Origin of the sequence: Micromonospora sp. NBRC 110038, assembly GCF_020884815.1 — a bacterium.
Lineage (GTDB): Bacteria > Actinomycetota > Actinomycetes > Mycobacteriales > Micromonosporaceae > Micromonospora > Micromonospora haikouensis.
In genome coordinates this window covers 56,987-77,445 of sequence record NZ_BBOL01000002.1, presented here as the reverse complement: position 1 = coordinate 77,445, position 20,459 = coordinate 56,987, and the positions used below count along the sequence as shown (strand labels likewise).

Genomic DNA, 20,459 nt, shown 5'->3' with positions numbered 1-20,459 from the left:
TGCCTTTCGAGGGGGTGGGGCGCCGGACCCGGCACCACGGCTGCGCCAACACGCTAACCGCGCCCCCCGACACTTACACCTGGTGCAGGGCGTCGACCGCCTTGCGGGCCGCGATCAGCACCGGGTCCCACACCGGCGCGTACGGCGGGGCGTAGCCGAGGTCGAGGGCGGTCATCTCGTCCACCGTCATCTCGTTCCACAGCGCCACGGCCAGCGTGTCGATCCGCTTCGCCGCCTCGGACCAGCCGACGATCTGCGCCCCGAGCAGCCGCCCGCTGGACCGCTCGGCGATCAGCTTCACCGTCATCGTCCGCGCCCCCGGGTAGTAGCCGGCCCGGTTCGTCGACTCGGCCCGCACCGACACGAACTCGAACCCGCTGGCCGCGGCGTCCCGCTCGCGCAGGCCGGTGCGCCCCACCTCCAGCTCGCAGACCTTCGTCACGGCCGTGCCGATGACGCCGGGGAAGGTGGCGTACCCGCCGCCGAGGTTGATCCCCGCGACCCGGCCCTGCTTGTTGGCGTGGGTGCCCAGCGGCACGTGCACGGGCAGCCCGCTGACCCGGTGCAGGGTCTCGACGCAGTCGCCCGCCGCCCACACCCCCGGCACCCCGGGCACCCGCATCCGCCGGTCCACCCGGATCCCCCCGGAGAGGCCGATGGGCAGGCCGGCGGCCTCGGCGAGGGCGGTGTCGGGGCGTACCCCCAGGCCCAGGACCACGACGTCGGCCGGCAGCGGCCCGTCCGCGGTGACCACCGCGGACACCCGCCCGTCACGCTCGTCGAGCCCGGTCACCTCGACTCCGGTACGGATGTCGATGCCGATGCCGCGCATCGCGTCGGCGACCAGCGCCGCCATGTCGGGGTCGACGGTCGCCATCGGCTGGTCGGCCTGCTCGACGAGGGTGACCGACAGCCCGCGCTGGATCAGCGCCTCGGCCATCTCCACCCCGATGTAGCCGCCGCCCACCACCACCGCGCGGCGCGGCGCGGGCTCGGCGTCCAGCCACGCGCGCAGCGCCGAGGCGTCGTCGAGGGTCTGCACGCCGAAGACGCCCCGCACGCCCGCGTCGGCCCAGTCGGGCCGCTTCGGCACCGCCCCGGTGGCGTACACCAGCTCGTCGAAGGGCTCGCGGACCTCGCCGCCGCCGTCGAGGTCGCGGGCGACGACCTCCCGGCGGGCCAGGTCGATCGCGGTGACCTCGTGCCGCAGCCGGACGTCGATGTCGAAGTCGGCGCGGAAGGTCGCCGGGTCGCGGGCGATGAGCTGGTCCCGCTCCGGGACCACCCCGCTGATCCAGTACGGGATGCCGCACGCCGAGTACGACGTGAAGTGCCCCCGCTCGAACGCCACGATCTCCAGGTCGGACCGGTCGCGGCGGCGGCGCGCCTGGGAGGCCGCCGCCATGCCGGCGGCGTCCCCGCCGACGACGATCAGCCGTTGCGCCACGACGACCATCCTGTCACGCCGCGCCCCGCCCCGGGCCGGTCCCGGCGGCGCGGGCGTTCGTCCCGGCCCGGTGCGGGAGCCCGGCCGCCACGCTCAGCCACGGGTCTGCCGGGCCACGTCCCGCACCACGTCGACCAGGCTCCCGGTGCGCGCGAAGACGGCCCGCTGCCGCGCCGCCCCGGTGCCGTGCCGGCGCAGCCCGCCCAGCAGGTCGGTCACCTCGGCCAGGTCGCCGTGCCGGTCCAGCGCGGGGGCGAGCCGCTCGACGAGGGAGTCCAGCAGCTCCCACGCGGGGCGCAGCTCGCCGTCGGTCAGGTCGACGCCCCGGCCCTCCAGGCCGTCGTGGGCGGCCCGCCAGTGCGCGGCCACCAGCAGGTGGTGGTCGGTGCGGATGGGCGGTCGGCCCTCGGCGATGTCGGTCATCGCGGTCGCCACCAGGGCCCGGACCAGGGCGGCGACCAGCACCGCGTCGTCCACCGAGGGGCAGACGTCGCCGATGCGCAGCTCCACCGTCGGATACTTCGCCGACAGCCGGGCATACCAGTAGAGCATCCCCTCGTCGAGCATCACCCCGCTGGCGATGAGCTGCCGGATCAGCCGCTCGTAGTGCTCGTGCGACTCCAGGTACGGCGTCGGCGCCACCGACGGCCAGCGTTCCCACTCCACCGAACGCCAGCTCGCGTAGCCGGTGTCCACCCCGCCGGAGAACGGCGAGTTCGCGGTGGCCGCGTGCAGGATCGGCAGCCAGGGCCGGACGTGGTTGAGCACCTGCACCCCGGTCTCCGCGTCCGGCACCCCGACGTGCACGTGCATGCCGTTGTTGCCGGGCCCCGGCACCAGCAGCCGGAACCGCTCGATCATCCGGTCGAAGCGGGGCTTGTCGACCACCGGCGGGACGGGACCCTCGACCGGGCCCGTGCCGATCGCCAGCACCCGTACGCCGGCGCGCTCGGCGGCGTCGGCCAGCGCCCGGCGCAGCACCCCGAGGGAGTGCCGGATCGACGACAGCTCCAGCCCCGGCGGGCTGCCGATCTCGATCTGGCTGGTCTGGAACTCCCGCTCCACCTGCCCGCGCAGCTCCGCCGGCACCTGCTCCATGACCAGGTCGACGGCCGGCACGGCGGTGCCGGTGTGCGGGTCGACGAGCAGGAACTCCTCCTCCACGCCGACGGTGAGCAGGTCGGTCCCGCCCTGGGCGGCGTCCCGTTCCCGCTCGGCCACTGACCCGCTCATCGCACTCACCGTCCGTTCCGTGCCGGTCGCGGTACCGCGCCGCGACGTCGACGGCGCATTACCCACCGTGTCGGCGCGGGGAAACGCCCCACCCGCGTGTCGGGTCGGGCGTTTCCTTCGCCGGGGGACGGTGGACGGCGTCTCCTACCCTGGCCGGCGTGACGGGGCTGCTGCTGGCGGTGACGGGGACGTGGGCGTACGCGCTCACCCACCTGACCCTGCTCGCGGACCGCCCCGCCGAGCTGCTCGCCGGGGCGGCCGTCGCCGCCGTCGTGCTGCTCACCGTGCTGCTCGCCGGGCGGCCCTCCGCGGCGGCCGGCCCGCCGGGGCGGGGCGTCGGCCGGGGCGTGGGCCTGCGCGAACGCGCCCGCCGCCGGGGCGTGCCCCGGCAGGTCGACCCGGACGCCGCCGGTCGTCCCCGCCCCCGCGCACCAAGCCCGGCCCTCTCGGCCGGGTAGCGCCCCCGGACGGCGTCTGCCCCCGCCCCGCCCGCCGGCTGGGCCACCGGGCGGCAGCCCGTCGTCGCCGTGCGCCACCCGGCCGGTTCCGTCGTCGTCCGTCCCGCCGCGCCCGTTCCCGGGCCGGCCGGACACCACCGGAAACCGGACCGAGGGGTCACCCCATGCTCGCCTTCGCACCACTGCACGCCGCCGTCGGCGTCGCCGCCGACACCGTCACCTGGCTCGCCGGCACGCTGCACCCGCTGACCGGCGGGGCCGCCACGGCCGCCGCCATCGTCCTGTTCACGATCGCCGTCCGCCTGCTGGTCTCACCGCTCACCCTGGCCCAGGTCCGTGGGGAGCGGCGCCGCGCGGCCCTCGCCCCGCAGGTCCGCGACCTGCAACGCCGGTACGCCGACGACCCCGCCCGCCTGCAGAGCGAGCTGTTCGGGTTGTACCGGTCGGCCGGGGCGAGCCCCGTCGCGGGCTGCCTGCCGGCGTTGCTCCAGGCCCCGTTCTTTTTGGTGATGTACCGGCTGTTCAGCACCGGCGAGGGCAGCACGGGCGGCGGGACCGGCGACGCCGGTGGCGGGCTGTTGGCCGAGCGGCTGGCCGGGGTGCCGCTGGGCTGGCACCTCTCCGACGGGCTGGCCGGTGCGGCGGGCCCGCTGTTCGGGGCGCTGCTGGCGGCGCTGGTGGCGCTGGCCTGGTGGTCGTCGCGGCGGGCCCGGCGCGCGGCGGCGGCCGGCACCACCATGACCGGGGGCACGGGCACGGCCGGCGGCGGCACCCCGGCCGACGGGGCGGTGCCGGCCGTGCTCGGCCGGGTGCTGCCGCTGCTGCCGTACCTGACCGTGGTGGCGGCGCTGGTGGTGCCGCTGGCGGCGGTGCTCTACCTGGTCACCACGACGGCGTGGACGGCCCTCGAACAGGCGGTGCTGCGTCGCCCGCAGGTTTCCGCCGGCCAGCCCCTGGACAGAAACAGTTAACAGTCCTAATAATAAGCGCCAACGTTGACGGATATGAATTCCGTCCGGGCGTGGAGGGCTGCATGAGGCGTACCCGAACACTGATTCTGACCCTGGTTACCGCGTGCGCGGCGACCGTCGGGGCGGCCTGGGTGGCCCTGCCGGCGTTCGCCGCCGGGGCCACCGCGACCTTCGTCAAGACCGCCGACTGGGGCACCGGCTGGGAGGGCAAGTACACGATCACCAACGGCGGGGCCAGCACCCTCTCCGGCTGGGCGGTCACCTTCGACCTGCCGGCGGGCACCACCCTCGGCAGCTACTGGGACGCCCTGCTGACCTCCTCCGGCCAGCGGCACACCTTCACCAACCGGTCCTGGAACGGCACCCTCGCCCCCGGGGCGAGCACCTCGTTCGGCTTCCTCGCCACCGGTTCCGGCAGCCCGGCCAACTGCCAGCTCGACGGCGCCCCCTGCGGCGGCGGCCCCACCCCGACCCCGACCGGCACCACCCCGCCGGCCACCACCGCGCCCCCGACGACCCCGCCGGCCACCACCCCGCCGGCCACGACACCCCCGCCCACCACCGCCCCGCCCACCACCGCCCCGCCCACCGGTGACCTGCCGAAGCACCTGCTCACCGGCTACTGGCACAACTTCGACAACCCGGCCGTCGAGCTGCGGCTGCGCGACGTACCCGCCGAGTACGACCTCGTCGCGGTCGCCTTCGCCGAGGCCACCGCCACCCCCGGGGCGGTCACCTTCGCCGTCGACCCCGGCCTGTCCGCCGCCCTCGGCGGCTACTCCGACGCCGAGTTCACCGCCGACGTGCAGGCGCTGCGCTCGCGCGGCAGGAAGGTGATCCTCTCCGTCGGCGGCGAGACCGGTCGGGTCGCCGTGAACGACGCCGCCTCGGCCACCGCGTTCGCCGACAGCACGTACGCGCTGCTGCGGCGGTACGGCTTCGACGGCGTCGACATCGACCTGGAGAACGGGCTCAACCCGACGTACATGGGCCAGGCGCTGCGCGCCCTGCGGGCCAAGGCCGGCCCGTCCCTGATCATCGCCATGGCGCCGCAGACCATCGACATGCAGTCGCCGGCCGCCGGCTACTTCAAGCTGGCCCTCGACATCCGGGACATCCTCACCGTCGTCAACACCCAGTTCTACAACTCGGGGGCGATGCTCGGCTGCGACCAGAACGCCGCCTACCCCCAGGGCAGCGTGAACTTCATCGTCGCGCTCGCCTGCATCCAGCTGGAGGCCGGGCTGCGCCCCGACCAGGTCGGCCTCGGCCTGCCCGCCGGGCCCGGCGCGGCCGGCGGCGGCATCGTCGCCCCGAGCGTCGTCAACGCCGCCCTCGACTGCCTGGCCAGGGGCACCAACTGCGGCAGCTTCCGCCCGCCGCGCACCTACCCGGGCATCCGGGGCGCGATGACCTGGTCGATCAACTGGGACGTCAGCAACGGCAACGGCTTCGCCCGCACCGTCAAGCCGCACCTGTCCACCCTGCCCTGACCTGCTGCCCCACCCCCACCCCACCCCCGGTCCCTGGAGGCCACCGTGAAACTGCGCGCCCCGACACTGCGTACCCCCCGCGCGGCGACGTTCGCCGCCGCGCTCGCCGCCGCCGTCGTCGCGGCCACCCTCGCGGCCCCGCCGGCCGCGTCGGCGGCCACCGCCGCGTTCGTCCGCACCGCGAGCTGGAGCAGCGGGTACGAGGCGAAGTTCACCGTCACCAACGACACCTCGGCGAGCATCGGCTCCTGGAACGTCCAGTTCGACCTGCCCGCCGGCACCACCCTCGGCTCCTTCTGGGACGCCACGATGACCACCTCCGGCCAGCACGTCACCGCCGTCAACGCGTCCTGGAACGGCACCCTCGCCCCGGGGGCGAGCACCTCGTTCGGCTTCGTCGTCGCCGGCACCGGCGACCCGACCAACTGCACCGTCAACGGCGGCTCCTGCACCGGTGGCGGCACCCCGTCCGGCCCGGCCACCCCGGGCGGGCTGCGGGTCACCGGCACCACCGCCTCGTCGGTGTCGCTGGCCTGGAACGCCGTCTCCGGCGTGACCGGCTACCGGGTGTACGAGGGCAGCGCCGTGCGGGCCACCGTCACCGGTACCTCGGCGACGGTCTCCGGGCTGGCCACCTGCTCCGCGCACAGCTACACCGTCGCGGCGTACAACTCCTCGGGCGAGTCGGCGAAGTCGGCGGCCGCGTCCGCCACCACCTCCGGCTGCACGGGCGGGAACGGGCCGATGGCCGCCGCGCCGTACCTCTACCCGGGCTGGGGCGACCCGCCCGCACCGGCGACGGTCATGGGCGCGACCGGCGTCAAGTGGTTCACCATCGCGTTCGTCCTCTCCGGCGGCGGCTGCACCCCGGCGTGGGACGGCACGGGCCCGCTGACCGGCGGCGCGCACGCCGCCACCATCGCCGCGATCCGGGCGGCCGGCGGCGACGTCATCCCGTCCTTCGGCGGCTGGAGCGGCAACAAGCTGGGCCCGAACTGCTCCTCGGCCAGCGCGCTCGCCGGGGCGTACCAGCAGGTCATTAACGCGTACGGGCTCAAGGCCATCGACATCGACATCGAGAACAGCGACGAGTTCGAGAACGAGGCGGTGCAGGACCGCATCCTCGGCGCGCTGAAGATCGTCAAGCAGAACAACCCGGGGATCAAGACGATCGTCACGTTCGGCACCTCGACCACCGGCCCGTCGTACTACGGCACCCGGCTGATCAACCAGGCCGCCGCGCTCGGGGCGAACATCGACACGTTCACGATCATGCCGTTCGACTTCGGCGGCGGCGCGAACATGTACCAGAACACCGTCAACGCGTCCGAGGGGCTGAAGACCGCGCTGAAGAACGCGTTCGGCTGGTCCGACGCGACCGCGTATGCGCACATGGGCATCTCCGGCATGAACGGACTGTCCGACCAGCAGGAGCTGACCTCCCCGGCCACCTGGACGCAGATCCGCGACTGGGCGAAGGCCCGCGGCCTGTCCCGCTTCACCTTCTGGTCGGTCAACCGCGACCGGCCGTGCCCCGGCGGGGGAGTGGTCGCCAACTGCTCCGGCATCGCCCAGGACACCTGGGAGTTCACGAACATCACGGCCCGGTACTGAGCCGGGACGGCAACCGCGGACCCGCGCGCGGTCAGCGGCCGGCGGTCACCGACTGCCGGTCGCGCCGCGCGCGGCGGCGGCGCACCTTCTTCGCCGCCCAGCTCACGACCATCACCCCGAAGACGGCGAAGATCGCGTAGTTGAACCAGCTGCTGTAGCGGTCCACCTCTTCCCAGCGGGACCCGAGCGCGAAGCCGGCCCCCACGATCAGCGCGTTCCACACCCCGCTGCCCAGCGTGGTCAGCAGCACGAACTCGCCCAGCGGCATCCGGTTGGCCCCGGCCGGGACCGACACCAGGCTGCGGACCACCGGGACCACCCGCCCGATCAGCACCGCCCACCGGCCGTGCCGTTCGAACCAACGGTCGGCCTTCTCCAGGTCGTCGCGGTCGACCAGCGGGATGTGGTCCAGCCACCGCTTCAACCGCTCCTCGCCCAGGGCCGCGCCGAGCCAGTAGAGCACCAGCGCCCCGAGCAGCGAGCCGACCGTCGCGGCGACGACGATCAGCACCACGTTGAACTGCCCCTGCGAGGCGAGGTAGCCGGCCATGGCCAGCACGATCTCGCTCGGGATCGGCGGGATGATGCTCTCCAGGGCCACCAGCAGGGCCACCCCGACCGCGCCGAGCGCCCCGATGACGTCGGCCACCCACCCGGTCAGCCCGGTGAACTGCGACGGTTCGACGTCCTGGGCGAGGGCCATGGGTGTCCTTCCGTGGAGCCGCGGGGAGCGGACCTGGGTGGGCCGCCGGGGGGATCGGGAGGTGTTACCCAGTCTGCGGGCGATCACACCCCCCGGTGACCGGGCCCACCCGAGGGGCTCAGTGCAGGGCGGCGTCCGCCGGGCCCCGCCGCCAGCCGGTGAACGTCACGGCCAGTCCGCCCCGCGTCGGCGAGCAGCAGAACGGCCCGGCGGACGCCTCGGCGTCCGGCGCGAGCGGGGCCACCCGGACCAGCCGCCACGGCTCGTCGCCCGCGCGGGCCCGCACGGTCAGCGCGTCGCCGGCCCGGCTCACCCGCACGCTCACCGTCCGTCCCGACCACTGCGGCACCGGGGCCACCGACCAGTCGGAGACCTCCCGGGTGACCACCGCGCCGACCTGCTCCTCGCCGTCGCTGACCTCCACCCCGGCCTTGACCCAGGTGCGCTCGTCCACCCGGACCAGCACGCCCGCCTGGTCGAACTGCTCGGTGAAGTCGAGCCGGAAGTCGACCTCCACGGCGCTGCCGGCGGGCAGCGGGGCGAGCAGGGCCGGGCCGTCGTCGTGCACGAAGCCGTAGCTGGTGTGCCGCCAGAAGTCGCTGCCCGCGCCCGGCTCGACGACCAGCCCGCCGTCGGGCGTCGGCTCGGCCCGCACCGGCCGGTGCAGCCACTCGCCCTGCGCCCAGTCGACGTCGCGCAACCCCGTACCCGATCCGCTGCTCATGCCGGAAACGCTACCGCCCCTCCGACGCGGGCGGCGTTCGCGTTTGCCGGCGGGCCGAATCGGAGAAGGTACGCCGGCATGGGTGACAGGTGGTACTCCGAGGCCGTCGTCTACTGCCTCGACATCGACACGTACGCGGACTCCGACGGCGACGGGGTCGGCGACATCCGGGGCCTCATCGGCCGGCTGGACTACCTGGCCCGGCTCGGGGTGACCTGCCTGTGGCTGCACCCGATCCACCCGTCGCCCAACCGGGACGACGGCTACGACGTCACCGACTTCTACAACGTGGACCCGCGCTTCGGCACCCTCGGCGACTTCGCGGAGCTGCTGCACCAGGCGCAGAACCGGGGCATCCGCGTCATCATCGACCTGGTGGTCAACCACACCTCCGACCAGCACCCGTGGTTTCAGTCCGCCCGGTCCTCGCCCGACTCGCCCTACCGCGACTGGTACGTCTGGGCCGACCACGAGCCCGCCGACCGGCACCAGGGCATGGTCTTCCCGGGCGAGCAGAACGAGACATGGACGTACGACCGGACGGCGAAGGCGTGGTACTACCACCGGTTCTACAAGTACCAACCGGACCTCAACTTCGCGAACCTGCAGGTGCGCGCCGAGGTCAAGAAGATCGTCTCGTTCTGGCTCCAGCTCGGCGTCTCCGGCTTCCGGATGGACGCCGTCCCGTTCATCATCGAGCTGACCGAGCCGGGCAACCCCGACTCCCCGAAGGATTTCGAGTTCCTCACCGAGCTGCGCCAGCACGTCCAGTGGCGGCGCGGCGACGCCGTCCTGCTCGCCGAGGCCAACGTGGAGCCCGACGAGCTGCCCACGTTCTTCGGCGACGGCAGCGGCTCCGGCAACCGGATCCACATGCTGTTCGACTTCATGCTCAACGGCCGGCTCATGCTCGCCCTGGCCCGGCGGGACCCGGAGCCGGTCATCGAGGCGCTGCGCGACACCCCGACGCTGCCCACCGGCGGTCAGTGGGCCACCTTCCTGCGCAACCACGACGAGATCGACCTGTCGCGGCTCACCGCCGCGCAGCGCGACCAGGTGTACGCCGAGTTCGGCCCCGAGGAGCACATGCGCATCTACGACCGGGGCATCCGCCGCCGGCTCGCCCCGATGCTCGGCAACGACCGCCGCCGCGTCGAGCTGGCGTACGCGCTCCAGTTCTCGCTGCGCGGCACGCCGGTGCTGCGCTACGGCGAGGAGATCGGCATGGGCGAGGACCTGTCGCTGCCGGGGCGGGAGGCGATCCGTACCCCGATGCAGTGGTCGTTCAAGCCGAACGCCGGCTTCTCCACGGCGGATCCGGAGAAGCTGGTCCGCCCCGTGATCGACTCGGGCGACTACTCGTACGAGAAGGTCAACGTGACCGCCCAGCGCGGTGACCCGCGCTCGCTGCTGTCGTGGTTCGAGCGGATGATCCGGACGCTGCGCGAGGCCCCGGAGATCGGCTCCGGGTCGACCACCCACATCGACGTGCCGATGCCGGCCGGGGTGCTGGCGCACCGGGCCGACGGTCCGACCGGGACGATGGTCTTCCTGCACAACCTCGGCACCGACGACGTGGAGGTCGACCTGGGCATGCTCGCCGCCGAGGCGGACCTGCCGCTGGACGTGCTCACCGACCGCAACTACGGCGAGGTGGGCAAGCTCGACTCGCTGAAGCTCGCCGGCTACGGCTACCGCTGGATCCGGCTCTGCCGCGGCGACACGTTCTGACCTCCGGCCGGTGGGTTACGCTCCCCGGGTCGCCATAGGTTACCGGGAGGTAGGCATGTCGGAGGAGCAGCGGGTCGCCATCGTGACCGGGGCCGCGCGGGGGATCGGGGCGGCCACCGCCCGCCGGCTGGCCGCCGACGGCCTGGCCGTCGCCGTGGTCGACATCGACGAGGCGGCCACCGCCGACACCGTCGACGCGATCGTGGCGGCCGGCGGCCGGGCGATCGGCGTCGGCGCGGACGTCGCCGACCGGCCGCAGGTCACCGCCGCCGTCGAGCGGGTCGCCGCCGAGCTGGGCGCACCCACCGTGCTGGTCAACAACGCCGGCGTGCTCCGCGACAACCTGCTGTTCAAGATGACCGACGCCGACTGGGACACCGTCATGGGCGTGCACCTGCGCGGCGCGTTCCTGTTCAGTCAGGCCGCCCAGCAGCACATGGTCGAGCGGCGCTGGGGCCGGATCGTCAACCTCTCCAGCACCTCCGCGCTGGGCAACCGGGGCCAGGCCAACTACGCGGCGGCGAAGGCTGGCCTGCAGGGCTTCACGAAGACCCTCGCCATCGAGCTGGGCCCGTTCGGGGTGACCGTCAACGCGGTCGCGCCCGGGTTCATCGTCACCGACATGACCGCCGCCACCGCCGCCCGGATGAAGGTGGACTTCGAGGCGCTCCAGAAGCACGCCGAGTCGGAGATCCCGGTGCGCCGCGTCGGCCGCCCGGAGGACGTGGCGCACACCATCTCGTTCCTGGTCAGCGAGGGCGCGTCCTTCGTCTCCGGCCAGGTCGTCTACGTAGCCGGCGGCCCGAAGGACTGAGGGCGGGGCGTCAGCGGGTGCGGGTGCGCCAGAGCCAGAGCAGGCCGAGCACCGGCAGCACCAGCGGCACGTAGCCGTACCCGCTGCCGAACCCGGACCAGACCGTCTCGTCGGGGAACAGCTCCGGGTCGGCGAGGCTGAGCAGGCCCACGCCGACCACCCCGACCAGCTCCACCGAGCAGCAGGCCAGCGCGACCCGTCGGCCCGCGTGCCCGGCGCGGGCCAGCCCCACGGCGGCGACGATGTAGACCAGCGCGGCCAGTGCCGACAGCAGGTACGCCACCGGCGCCTCGGCGAACCGCGTGGCGATCTGCAGGCCCGCCCGGGAGGTCGCGGCGATGGCGAACAGCAGGTACACGGCGATCAGCAGCCGGCCCGGCCCGGTGTTGGTGGCGGGCCTGGGTGCCTCGGTCTCAACCACCGACGACCTCCCAGGTCTGCTGGAGCCGGACCACCACGACCGGCGTGACCACGCAGATCGCGCAGACGATCGCCGAGCCCCACCGGGTCGGCTCCATCCGGGCCAGCACCCAGGCCAGCGGCGGCAGGCAGACCAGCGTCACCAGGTAGCCGAAGAACGCGCCCGGCTCGCCCGGCCGCTCGCCGCCGCCGAGGGCGACCAGCGCCACCACGGCCAGCGCGAGCAGCGCCAGCTCCAGCACGGCCAGGCCGGCGAGCTGCACCCGGTCCGGCGGCCGGTTGCGCACCGCCGCCACCAGCGCCCACCCGGCGAGTACGAGCGACAGCACGATCGTCGCCGTCGCCAGCACCCCGTCCACCGGCGAGCCGGCCGCCGCGCTGGTCATCGACGCCAACGGCGTCGCAGTCTCGGTCACCGGGACAGCCTACTAACCGGCGTAGTACACGCCCCCGGCCCGGTCCGCCCGCAGCCCCGCCCCACGCCTGTCCGCCTCCCGGGCCGGGGTCCGCGTTCCCGTGCCCGACGCGTCGGCTGCGCCAAGGCGGGGCGGGCGGCTAGCGTGGATCACGGCTCCGGGCTCGCCGGCGCCGACGACGGACACCGGGGGTGGACCGTGCTGCGGTTCGGCTTGTTCGGCACCGGCCACTGGGCGGCCGAGACGCACGCGGCGGGCATCGGCGCGCACCCCCGCGCAGAGTTGGCCGGCGTCTGGGGCCGCAACCCCGACCGCGCCGCCGAGCTGGCCGCCCGGCACGGGGTGCCCGCGTTCACCGAGGTCGACGCGCTGCTCGACGCCTGCGACGCGGTCGCCGTGGCGCTGCCGCCGGACGTCCAGGCCGACGTCGCCGTCCGGGCCGCCACGGCCGGCCGGCACCTGCTGCTGGACAAGCCGCTGGCGCTGACCGTCGCCGACGCCGACCGGGTGGTCGCTGCCGCCGCGCAGTCCGGCGTCGCTTCCGTGGTCTTCTTCACCAGCCGCTTCCAGCCGAACATCGCCGGGTTCCTCGCCTCCACCGCCGCCGCGGGCGGCTGGCACACCGCCAGGGCGGTCCGGTTCGCCTCGATCTTCCAGCCCGGCAGCCCGTACGGCGGCTCGCAGTGGCGTCGCGACCGGGGCGCGCTGTGGGACATCGGCCCGCACGCCCTGTCGATCATCCTGCCGGTGCTCGGCCCGGTGACCCGGGTCGCCGCGATGGACGGCCCGCGCGGCCTGGTCCACCTGCTGCTCACCCACTCCGGCGGCGCGACGAGCACGGTTTCGCTGACTCTCGACGCCCCGCCCGAGGCCGTCGCGGCCGAGTTCGCCTTCTACGGCGACAGCGGCGTCGAGCCGGTCCCGCCCGGCGACGGCAGCTCGCTGACCGCGTTCGGGGTGGCGATCGACCAGCTTTTGGAGGAGATCGACGCCGGCACCCGGGACCACCGGTGCGACGTGCGGTTCGGCCGCGACGTGGTGGCCGTCCTCGCCGCCGCCGAGGCCGCCCGCGCCGAGGGCCGCACCGTCACCGTGCCCGACTGAGACCGCACCGCCGGGTGTGCGACAGCCCGGTGCGTCACAGGACGTCGTAGACGTCGCTCCGGTGGCCGAGGTGGACCACGAGCACGATCAGCTCATCGTCGCGGACGGTGTAGACGATCCGGTAACTACCCGAGCGGATGCGCAGCAGGCCGGGGTGTCCGGTCAACGCCTTGACCCCGGCGGGCCGGGGCTGGATGGCGAGTCCGGCGATGGCGGCAAGAAGACGGGCCTGCACCGGGCGGTCGAGTTTGCGCAGCAGCTTGGCGGCTACCCGGTCGACCTGGACGGTGTAGACCTGCGGCGGGGTCGGTGCGCTCACAGCCCGAGTTCGCTCCGCAGCTCGGCCAGCGCGATCGGCGTGTCGCCGGCGTCGATGCGGTCCAGCGCCTCGCGCGCGGCTGCCACGTCGGCGGCGTCCTCGGCCCGCTCGATCGCCTCGGCCAACTCGACCGGCACGATCGCCGCCAGTCGTTGGCCACGTCGCGTGATGTAGGTGATGCGCCCGGCGTAATGGGCGCGGGACACCACATCCGCGAGGCTTTCGCGGGCTTCGGAGATCGGCAGCTCCGCTGCGGATTCGCTCATGCCCCCAGCGTACGACTTGTACAACTCGTACGACAGAGTTGTGCCTGGGTGGCCGGCAAATCGGTCGCGTGAGCGGGGTCGCCCGGCCTACTCTGCCCGCATGTTCACGCACGCCCTGATCGACGTGGCCGCTTCGCCGGCCGCGTGGGCCCCGCTGCTGGTGGCCCGCCCGCGAGTCCGGCGTCCGGCCCCGGCCGGCCGGGACGCCACCCGCGCCTGATCGCCGCCGGGCGGTGAACGCCGCCCGCGTCCCCCGCGCCGAGGGCCGTCCGAGTCCCCATCCGACCGGACAGGCCCACCCGCCGGCTGCCCGCCGGCCGCCTGTCCGTGCCCGTCGCCGCCGGCGACAGACAGGACGACGACCCATGGCGCCCCGCCGTACCCGTGCCACCGAACGCGACCGGTCCCGTCGCGTACTGTCCCAGAACTTCCTCGCCGACCCGGCCGCCGTCGCGCGGATCGTCGCGGCGGCCCGCCCCGGCCCCGGCGACCTGCTGCTGGAGGTGGGTGCCGGCCGGGGCCGGCTGACCCGCGCGCTGGCCGCCCGGTGCGGGCGGCTCGTCGCGTACGAGATTGACCCGGTCGCCGCCGCGGACCTTGCCGTGACCTGCGCCGACCTGCCCGGCGTGACCCTGCGCCGGGCCGACTTCCTGGCGGCGGACCCGCCCGCCGAGCCGTTCGCGGTCGTCGGCAACATCCCCTGGTCGCTCACGGCGGCCGTGGTCCGCTGGTGCCTGGCCGCCGACCGGCTGCGCTCGGCGACCCTGCTCACCCAACTGGAGTACGCCCGCAAGCGCACCGGTCACGCCGGCCGGTGGAGCCGGCTGACGGTGCTGACCTGGCCCGGGTACGCGTGGCGGCTCGCCGGCACCGTGCCCCGCACCGCGTTCCGCCCGGTGCCCCGCGTCGACGCCGGCATCCTGCGCCTCGACCGGCGGGCCGAGCCGCTGCTGCCGCCCGGCGAGTGGCCCGCGTACCGCCGGTTGGTGGAGGTCGGGTTCGGCGGGGTCGGCGGCGGCGTCGCGGCCTCGCTGAGCCGGCACCGCCCCCGCGCCCGGGTCGACGCGGCGCTGCGCGCGGTGCGCCTCGACCGGGACGCCCTGCCCGGCGAGGTCTGGCCGGAGCAGTGGCTCGCCCTGCACCGCCTGCTCCGCTGAGGTCACACCCCCGCCGGGTACGTCTCCATCTCGCCGAACGAGGTGAGCGCCGGCAGCGGGCGCACGCCGCGGGTCTCGTCGCACCAGACGAACGCGTCGTAGCGCTCGCCCAGCCGGGTCGGCACGTAGTTGCCCCACGACTCGAAGCTCGGGTCGTACACGACGCCGACCGCCCGGTGGTCGTGCTCCTCGGTGACCCAGCCGGGCTGGTCGGGGCCGCCGAAGACCAGCACCGCCCGCTCCGGCAGCAGCTCGTGCAGCCGCCGCTCGACCGAGCCGGGGCGGGCGGGCGGCACCACCATCTCCTCGGCCGGCGAGCCCCAGCGCGGCGCGGCGACGACCGTGCCCCGGTAGCTGCCGAAGCCGACGAGCACCACGGCGTCCGCGCCGTGCCGTTCGCGGGCGAGCTGGCCGATGTTGACCATCCCGTCGGCGGCCATGTCGGTGGCCCGGGCGTCGCCGACGTGGGTGTTGTGCGCCCACACGATCCCCCGCGAGCCGGGGCCGTGGAAGTCCAGCAGCCGGTCCAGGGTGTCCGCCATGTGGATGTCCCGGACGTTCCACGAGTGCGGCCCGCCGCCCATCATCGCCCGGTAGTAGCGCTCCGCACCGGCCACCACCTCCGCGTTCTGCCAGGCCGAGAAGCGGTCCGGGCCGTCCGCGGCGGCCTGTTCCCGGGTACGCGCCAACAGCCGCACCACCTCCTCCTCGCAGCGGGCCGAGACGAACCGGCTGGCCGCGCCGTACTCCTCGATCCGCCGTCCGTACGGCTCGAAGCACCGGTACGCCTCCTGCGCGGCCTCCAGCGAGGCGGGCTCCTCCTCGCCCAGGTAGTCGAAGATCGCCTGCATGGACTCCCAGAGGCTGTAGACGTCCAGCCCGTGGAAGCCGGCGCGCTGCTGCGGGGGGCGCTCCTGGTTCCAGGCGCGCAGCCAGCGGCAGAAGCGCGCCACCTCGGCGTTGGACCACATCCAGGTCGGCCAGCGGGTGAAGCGCTCCAGCGCGGCCTGCGGGTCGGCGAGCCCGCCGGGGGCGGCGGTGACCGACCGGTGTACGCGCTCGCAGTCCGGCCAGTCCCCCTCGACGGCGACGAAGCGGAAGCCCTGCTCGGCGATGAGCCGCCGGGTGAGCTGCTCGCGGAGGCGGTAGTAGTCGTGGGTGCCGTGCGTCGCCTCGCCGATCATGACGATCCGGGCGCCCCGGATCCGGTCCAGCAGGGGATCGAAGTCGCTCGGCGCGCCGAGCCGCTGTACCAGCATGTCCGCGGCTACCCGGCCCCCGCCGGGACAAACCGCCCGCCGCTCGCGCCCGGCCGGGGGCGCGCGGGGGCATGGAGACGGGCCGAACGGGTAGCCGGCCGGCATGACCGTCAGTGGAGTGGAGTTGCAGGAGTACCTGGCCGGGCTCGACTACCCGGTCTCCCGGGAGGACCTGGTCCGCTGGGGGCAGGAGAACGGGGCCAGCACCGAGGTGTTGCAGATGCTGCACGCGCTGCCGGCGGAGGAGTTCTCCTCCCCGGCGGAGCTGACCGAGGCGCTCACCACGCTCGCCTGAGCGCGTGCGCGGGCGGCGGCACGCAGGTGTCTGCAGGGGCCCCCTGTACGACAGAATGCGTCAACAGGGGACCCCTCCTTGCACCGCTCAGACCCCGGCCGGTTCCTTGTCGGCCAGGTGGGCGCGCAGGCCCTCGCCCTCGACGTCCACGTTGGGCAGGATCCTGTCCAGCCAGCGCGGGATCCACCACGCCGCCGTGTTGAGCAGCGACATCACCGCCGGCACGATGGTCATCCGCACCACGAAGGCGTCGATCGCGACCCCAGCGGCGAGCGCGAAGCCCATCGACTTGATCACCGGGTCGTCGAGGAACACGAACCCGCCGAAGACCGAGATCATGATCAGCGCGGCGGCGGTGACGACGCGCGCGCCGTGGCCCATGCCGTTGATCGTGGCTTGGCGTGCGGTGTCGCCGTGCACGTAGTCCTCCCGCATCCGGGAGACCAGGAAGACCTCGTAGTCCATGGCCAGGCCGAACAGGATGCCGATGAGCAGGATCGGCAGGAAGCTGACCAGCGGCCCGGGGGTGTCGAGGCCGACGAGCCCGGCCAGCGTCCCCTCCTGGAACACCGCCACCGTGATGCCGAACGTCGCGGCGACCGTGAGCAGGAAGCCCAGCGCCGCCTTGACCGGCACCAGGATCGACCGGAACACCAGCATCAGCAGCAGGATCGACAGGCCGACGACCAGCAGCAGGTAGACCGGCAGCGCGTCCGAGAGCTTCTCCGACACGTCGATGCCGATCGCGGTCGCGCCGGTCAGCAGCACGTCCGCCCCGTCGACGCCGGCGACCTGGCGGCGGATGTCGTGCACCAGCTCCTCGGTGGCCTCGTCGGTCGGGCCGCTGCGGGGGATCACCCCGAGCAGCGCGGTCCGCCCGGTCGGGTCGGTCTGCGGCGGGGCCACCGCGAGCACCCCGTCCGTGGCCTGGACCAGCTTGGCGACCTGCGGGGCCGCGGCGGCGGTGGCCTGCGGGGAGTCGGACGTGACGACCACCGCGAGGCGGCCGGTGAAGCCGGGGCCGAAGCCCTCCCGGACCAGGTCGTTGTTCAGCCGGGCCGGCGAGCCCGCGGCGGCGGTGCTGGCGTCCGGCAGGGCCAGCCGCATGTCGGGGGCGGGCACCGCGAGCAGGCCCAGGCCGAGCAGGGCCACCAGGATCACCGGTACGCGCAGCCGGGTGACCAGGTGCGCCCAGCGGAAGCCGAAGCCGGACCGGTCCTCGGCGGTTCCCGAACCTGTCTGCTCCTCGGCCGGTGCCGTCCCGTTCGCCGGCGCGGTGCCTGCGCTGTTGCCGGCCCGGCGCAGCCGGCGGGGGAGGACCCGGTGACCGGCGAAGCCGAGCAGCGCGGGGGCGAGGGTGATGGCGACCAGCACGGCGACGGTCACCGTGCCGGCGGCGGCCAGGCCCATGACGGTGAGGAACGGGATGTCCACCACGGCGAGACCGGCCAGCGCGATGACCACGGTGGCCCCGGCGAACACCACGGCGGAGCCGGCGGTGCCGACGGCGCGGCCGACCGCCTCCTCCGGGGAGAGCCCCTCGATCAGGTGCTGGCGGTGGCGGGAGGTGATGAACAGCGAGTAGTCGATGCCGACCGCGAGGCCGAGCATCAGCGCCAGGATCGGCGCGGTGCTGGTCAGCTCGATGGTGCCGGAGAGCGCGTACAGGCCGGCCATGCCGACGCCGACGCCGATCAGCGCGTTGAGCATGGTCATCCCGGCCGCGACCAGCGACCCGAACGTGATGACCAGGACGATCGCCGCCACGAGGACGCCCAGCGCCTCGGTGGAGCCGACCTCCGGCTCGCCGCCGAGCACCTCGCCGCCCGGGGCGATCTGCCAGCCCTGCGCCTCGGCCTGCTCGCCCACCTTCTCGTACGCGTCGCGCTGGGCGTCGGTGACGTCGTCGGCGCGGCCGGCGAACTGCACCTGGATCAGCGCGTACCGGCCGTTGGGGGAGATCGCCTGGGACTGGTACGGGTCCACCGCGCCGACCACCCCGGGCAGGGTGGCCGCCTCCTGGGTCACCTGCTTGACCAGGGCCTGCCCCTCGGGCGTGGCGAGCTGGCCGTCCGCCGGTGCCTTGACGGCGATGGTGCCGGTGGCCCCGCTGGCCGCCGGGAACCGCTCGGCGAGCAGGTCGATCGCGCGCTGGGACTCGGTGCCGGGCATGGTGAAGTTGCTCGCCGTCGGGCCGCGCAGCGTCGCCGCGGCGATGCCGAGGCCGACGAGCACGACGAGCCAGACGACGGCGACGAGCCGCCGGTGGCGTAGTGAGGCCCGGCCGAGCCGGTACAACAGGGTCGCCATCAGATCCTTGTCCTCGATCGTGGGTGGAGTCGTCGTGGGGTCAAACCGTGGTGGTGGAGCCGTCGTGGGTGGAGCCGCCGGGCGGCGGGCCGGGCCGGCCGGGCGGCGGCGGGTCGGCCGGGGGCACCAGCGCGCGCCGGACGAGGCCGAGCAGCGCGTCGCGCAGCTCGTCGTCGTCGAGGTCGTCGAACTCGCCGCAGGTCTCGGCGATCCCCGCGAGCACGACCAGGGCCGCGACCCGGGCGGCCGGGCGCGGCGAGTGGCCGGCGAACGCCGCGACCAGCCGTTCGGAGATCTGCTGCACGTGCGCGAAGGCCGGCTGCTGGAGCAGCACGGGGAACTCGCCGCGCAGCAGCGCGATCTGCCGGCGGAAGCGCACCGCGAGGTCGACGAAGCCCTCGGCGGCCACCCGCTGGGCCCGGTCGCCGCCGAGCCCCGCTATCCGCTCGTCGAGCTCGACCACCGCCGCCAGCTCCGGGGCCATCAGCTCGCTGAGCAGGGCCTCCTTGTTGGCGAAGTGGTAGAGCACGGTGGCCTTCGAGACGCCGACCTCGCGGGCGATGTCCTGCAGCGAGGTGCCCTTGTAGCCGGTGACGGCGAACCGCCGCCCCGCCGCCGCGAGGATCTCCGCGTGTGTCTCCGGTACCGCCCGTGCCATGCCGGCCACCTCCCGCCCACCAGCATGCCTGACCGATCGGTCAGACCCTGACCGATCGGTCAGAGGAATCGGGTGGCGTTGGCCACAGCGCTGCCCGCCTTCGCGACAGGACCAGGAGCCGGCCGGGGCCGGACCAGGAACCGACCGGGAGCGACGCCGGACACGGCCCGCTCGAAGAACCGGTACCGCCCCCCGGGTGCCATGATGCGGGGATGACCGAGAACCCATCGACCTCCGTCGAGCACGCGGACGCGCTGCGCGCCCTGCACAAGTCCGGCGACCCGCTGGTGCTGCCCAACGCCTGGGACGCCGGCTCCGCCCGGGCGGTCGTCGCGGCCGGCTTCGCGGCCGTCGCCACCAGCAGCGCCGCCGTCGCCGAGTCCCTCGGGTACGCCGACGGCGAGGACACCCCGGTCGAGGAGATGTTCGCCGCCGTCGCCCGGATGGTGCGCGCGGTGCCCGTCCCGGTCACCGCCGACCTGGAGCGGGGGTACGGCCTGAGCCCCGCCGAGCTGGTCGAGCGGATGCTCGCCGCCGGGGTCGTCGGGTGCAACCTGGAGGACTCCGACCCGCGCACCGGCGCGCTGTACGACGCCGAGGAGCAGGCCGAACTGCTGGCCGCCGTGCGGGCGGCGGCCGACGCGGCCGGGGTGCCGCTGGTGCTCAACGCCCGCATCGACCTCTACCTGCGCGGGGCCGGCGACCCGGACGGCCGCACCGCCGAGGCGATCCGCCGGGGGCGGCTCTACCGGGCTGCGGGGGCGGACTGCGTCTACCCGATCTTCCTCGCCGAGCCGGAGCGGATCGCGGAACTCGTGTCAGCCGTGGACGCCCCGGTGAACGTCGGCTTCAAGCCGGGCGGGCCGAGCCTGGCCGAGCTGGCCGGGCTGGGCGTGGCCCGGGTCAGCTTCGGCCCCGGCCCGTACCGGGTCAGTCAGGCGCGGATCGCCGGCCTGCTCGACGCCGTCCGCTCCGGCGCCAACCCGTACGCGTGAGGAAGGGCCCCTGGTTAAGGCTTCCGGTACAGGAAGGGCCCCTTCCTAACCAGCCGGCCCAGCCAGCCGACC

At 74.5% G+C, this 20,459-nt stretch carries 19 protein-coding genes and 2 pseudogenes; 10 read left to right on the top strand and 11 right to left on the bottom strand.

The annotated features are described in order from the left end of the window. Positions 1 to 73: 73 nt before the first annotated feature. Positions 74 to 1,447 carry an FAD-dependent oxidoreductase gene (locus tag LPU61_RS07955; protein WP_229404614.1) on the bottom strand — a complete coding sequence of 458 codons (1,374 nt, stop codon included), beginning with the start codon at positions 1,445 to 1,447 and terminating at the stop codon, positions 74 to 76. A 93-nt stretch (positions 1,448 to 1,540) separates the two neighbouring features. Continuing rightward, positions 1,541 to 2,689 carry a glutamate--cysteine ligase gene (locus LPU61_RS07950; RefSeq protein ID WP_229404613.1) on the bottom strand — a complete coding sequence of 383 codons (1,149 nt, stop codon included), beginning with the start codon at positions 2,687 to 2,689 and terminating at the stop codon, positions 1,541 to 1,543. Between the two features lie 149 nt (positions 2,690 to 2,838). Between LPU61_RS07950 and LPU61_RS07945 the strand changes: the two genes are divergently transcribed. The 4 genes from LPU61_RS07945 (at position 2,839) to LPU61_RS07930 (ending at position 7,216) form a co-directional block, all read left to right on the top strand. Continuing rightward, on the top strand, positions 2,839 to 3,138 hold the full coding sequence (locus LPU61_RS07945; RefSeq protein ID WP_229404612.1) for a DUF6412 domain-containing protein: 300 nt from the start codon (positions 2,839 to 2,841) through the stop codon (positions 3,136 to 3,138). A gap of 164 nt (positions 3,139 to 3,302) precedes the next feature. Then, entirely contained in the window at positions 3,303 to 4,109 is an 807-nt protein-coding gene (locus LPU61_RS07940) for a membrane protein insertase YidC (protein WP_229404611.1), read from the top strand. A 62-nt stretch (positions 4,110 to 4,171) separates the two neighbouring features. Then, positions 4,172 to 5,602, top strand: coding sequence for a chitinase (locus LPU61_RS07935; RefSeq protein WP_229404610.1), 1,431 nt, complete (start codon positions 4,172 to 4,174; stop codon positions 5,600 to 5,602). 45 nt (positions 5,603 to 5,647) lie between these two features. Next, positions 5,648 to 7,216 (top strand): cellulose binding domain-containing protein, encoded by a 1,569-nt coding sequence (locus LPU61_RS07930; RefSeq protein WP_229404609.1) that lies wholly within the window; start codon positions 5,648 to 5,650, stop codon positions 7,214 to 7,216. Between the two features lie 31 nt (positions 7,217 to 7,247). Here the strand turns inward: LPU61_RS07930 and LPU61_RS07925 are convergent, their stop codons facing one another. Continuing rightward, on the bottom strand, positions 7,248 to 7,919 hold the full coding sequence (locus tag LPU61_RS07925; RefSeq protein ID WP_043965979.1) for a DedA family protein: 672 nt from the start codon (positions 7,917 to 7,919) through the stop codon (positions 7,248 to 7,250). 118 nt (positions 7,920 to 8,037) lie between these two features. Next, the gene (locus tag LPU61_RS07920) at positions 8,038 to 8,643 is read right to left on the bottom strand and encodes a DUF1349 domain-containing protein (RefSeq protein WP_043965981.1); all 606 of its coding nucleotides are present in this window, start codon (positions 8,641 to 8,643) and stop codon (positions 8,038 to 8,040) included. A 78-nt stretch (positions 8,644 to 8,721) separates the two neighbouring features. On the opposite strand from LPU61_RS07920, the gene LPU61_RS07915 reads away from it, so the two are divergent. Both LPU61_RS07915 and fabG read left to right on the top strand, forming a co-directional pair. Beyond that, complete coding sequence (locus LPU61_RS07915) at positions 8,722 to 10,374, top strand: alpha-amylase family protein (RefSeq protein ID WP_043965983.1); 1,653 nt, start codon at positions 8,722 to 8,724, stop codon at positions 10,372 to 10,374. 55 nt (positions 10,375 to 10,429) lie between these two features. Continuing rightward, the gene (gene fabG, locus LPU61_RS07910; RefSeq protein WP_043965984.1) at positions 10,430 to 11,188 is read left to right on the top strand and encodes a 3-oxoacyl-ACP reductase FabG; all 759 of its coding nucleotides are present in this window, start codon (positions 10,430 to 10,432) and stop codon (positions 11,186 to 11,188) included. On the opposite strand, the pseudogene LPU61_RS07905 reads toward fabG, so the two are convergent. Both LPU61_RS07905 and LPU61_RS07900 read right to left on the bottom strand, forming a co-directional pair. Beyond that, positions 11,161 to 11,609: pseudogene (locus tag LPU61_RS07905) on the bottom strand (hypothetical protein). The gene fabG and the pseudogene LPU61_RS07905 overlap by 28 nt on opposite strands. Beyond that, positions 11,602 to 11,994 carry a hypothetical protein gene (locus tag LPU61_RS07900; protein WP_043965988.1) on the bottom strand — a complete coding sequence of 131 codons (393 nt, stop codon included), beginning with the start codon at positions 11,992 to 11,994 and terminating at the stop codon, positions 11,602 to 11,604. The pseudogene LPU61_RS07905 and the gene LPU61_RS07900 overlap by 8 nt, the downstream one beginning before the upstream one ends. 228 nt (positions 11,995 to 12,222) lie before the next feature. Between LPU61_RS07900 and LPU61_RS07895 the strand changes: the two genes are divergently transcribed. After that, a complete protein-coding gene (locus tag LPU61_RS07895) occupies positions 12,223 to 13,128 on the top strand; it encodes a Gfo/Idh/MocA family protein (protein WP_229404903.1) in 906 nt (301 codons plus the stop codon). A gap of 34 nt (positions 13,129 to 13,162) precedes the next feature. Here LPU61_RS07895 and LPU61_RS07890 read toward each other — a convergent pair whose 3' ends face one another. After that, a complete protein-coding gene (locus LPU61_RS07890) occupies positions 13,163 to 13,447 on the bottom strand; it encodes a type II toxin-antitoxin system RelE/ParE family toxin (RefSeq protein WP_229404608.1) in 285 nt (94 codons plus the stop codon). After that, on the bottom strand, positions 13,444 to 13,713 hold the full coding sequence (locus LPU61_RS07885; protein WP_229404607.1) for a type II toxin-antitoxin system prevent-host-death family antitoxin: 270 nt from the start codon (positions 13,711 to 13,713) through the stop codon (positions 13,444 to 13,446). The genes LPU61_RS07890 and LPU61_RS07885 overlap by 4 nt, the downstream gene beginning before the upstream one ends. A 365-nt stretch (positions 13,714 to 14,078) precedes the next feature. Here LPU61_RS07885 and erm point away from each other — a divergent pair, with 365 nt between their 5' ends. After that, the gene (erm, locus tag LPU61_RS07880) at positions 14,079 to 14,870 is read left to right on the top strand and encodes an ErmE/ErmH/ErmO/ErmR family 23S rRNA (adenine(2058)-N(6))-methyltransferase (RefSeq protein WP_229404606.1); all 792 of its coding nucleotides are present in this window, start codon (positions 14,079 to 14,081) and stop codon (positions 14,868 to 14,870) included. Between the two features lie 2 nt (positions 14,871 to 14,872). On the opposite strand, the gene LPU61_RS07875 is transcribed toward erm, so the two are convergent. Next, positions 14,873 to 16,129 (bottom strand): erythromycin esterase family protein, encoded by a 1,257-nt coding sequence (locus LPU61_RS07875; protein WP_229404605.1) that lies wholly within the window; start codon positions 16,127 to 16,129, stop codon positions 14,873 to 14,875. Between the two features lie 103 nt (positions 16,130 to 16,232). Between LPU61_RS07875 and LPU61_RS07870 the strand changes: the two genes are divergently transcribed. Further along, complete coding sequence (locus LPU61_RS07870; protein WP_043965996.1) at positions 16,233 to 16,424, top strand: DUF2795 domain-containing protein; 192 nt, start codon at positions 16,233 to 16,235, stop codon at positions 16,422 to 16,424. A gap of 87 nt (positions 16,425 to 16,511) precedes the next feature. Here the strand turns inward: LPU61_RS07870 and LPU61_RS07865 are convergent, their stop codons facing one another. Further along, on the bottom strand, positions 16,512 to 18,734 hold the full coding sequence (locus tag LPU61_RS07865) for an MMPL family transporter (protein WP_229404604.1): 2,223 nt from the start codon (positions 18,732 to 18,734) through the stop codon (positions 16,512 to 16,514). Positions 18,735 to 18,855: 121 nt separating this feature from the next. Then, positions 18,856 to 19,392 (bottom strand): annotated as a pseudogene (locus tag LPU61_RS07860) (TetR/AcrR family transcriptional regulator); the annotation flags it as partial. A 212-nt stretch (positions 19,393 to 19,604) separates the two neighbouring features. Here LPU61_RS07860 and LPU61_RS07855 point away from each other — a divergent pair. Continuing rightward, positions 19,605 to 20,387: an isocitrate lyase/phosphoenolpyruvate mutase family protein gene (locus tag LPU61_RS07855; RefSeq protein ID WP_229404603.1), complete on the top strand. Its 783-nt coding sequence runs from the start codon at positions 19,605 to 19,607 to the stop codon at positions 20,385 to 20,387. The last annotated feature ends 72 nt before the right edge of the window (positions 20,388 to 20,459 follow it).

Bases quoted from the DNA above. Each gene is read 5' to 3' on its own strand.
- erm (WP_229404606.1), top strand. From the start codon at position 14,079: ATGGCGCCCCGCCGTACCCGTGCCACCGAACGCGACCGGTCCCGTCGC.
- LPU61_RS07900 (WP_043965988.1), bottom strand. From the start codon at position 11,994: ATGACCAGCGCGGCGGCCGGCTCGCCGGTGGACGGGGTGCTGGCGACG.
- fabG (WP_043965984.1), top strand. From the start codon at position 10,430: ATGTCGGAGGAGCAGCGGGTCGCCATCGTGACCGGGGCCGCGCGGGGG.
- LPU61_RS07875 (WP_229404605.1), bottom strand. From the start codon at position 16,129: ATGCTGGTACAGCGGCTCGGCGCGCCGAGCGACTTCGATCCCCTGCTG.
- LPU61_RS07935 (WP_229404610.1), top strand. From the start codon at position 4,172: ATGAGGCGTACCCGAACACTGATTCTGACCCTGGTTACCGCGTGCGCG.
- LPU61_RS07885 (WP_229404607.1), bottom strand. From the start codon at position 13,713: ATGAGCGAATCCGCAGCGGAGCTGCCGATCTCCGAAGCCCGCGAAAGC.
- LPU61_RS07925 (WP_043965979.1), bottom strand. From the start codon at position 7,919: ATGGCCCTCGCCCAGGACGTCGAACCGTCGCAGTTCACCGGGCTGACC.
- LPU61_RS07920 (WP_043965981.1), bottom strand. From the start codon at position 8,643: ATGAGCAGCGGATCGGGTACGGGGTTGCGCGACGTCGACTGGGCGCAG.
- LPU61_RS07940 (WP_229404611.1), top strand. From the start codon at position 3,303: ATGCTCGCCTTCGCACCACTGCACGCCGCCGTCGGCGTCGCCGCCGAC.
- LPU61_RS07855 (WP_229404603.1), top strand. From the start codon at position 19,605: ATGACCGAGAACCCATCGACCTCCGTCGAGCACGCGGACGCGCTGCGC.
- LPU61_RS07865 (WP_229404604.1), bottom strand. From the start codon at position 18,734: ATGGCGACCCTGTTGTACCGGCTCGGCCGGGCCTCACTACGCCACCGG.
- LPU61_RS07915 (WP_043965983.1), top strand. From the start codon at position 8,722: ATGGGTGACAGGTGGTACTCCGAGGCCGTCGTCTACTGCCTCGACATC.
- LPU61_RS07870 (WP_043965996.1), top strand. From the start codon at position 16,233: ATGACCGTCAGTGGAGTGGAGTTGCAGGAGTACCTGGCCGGGCTCGAC.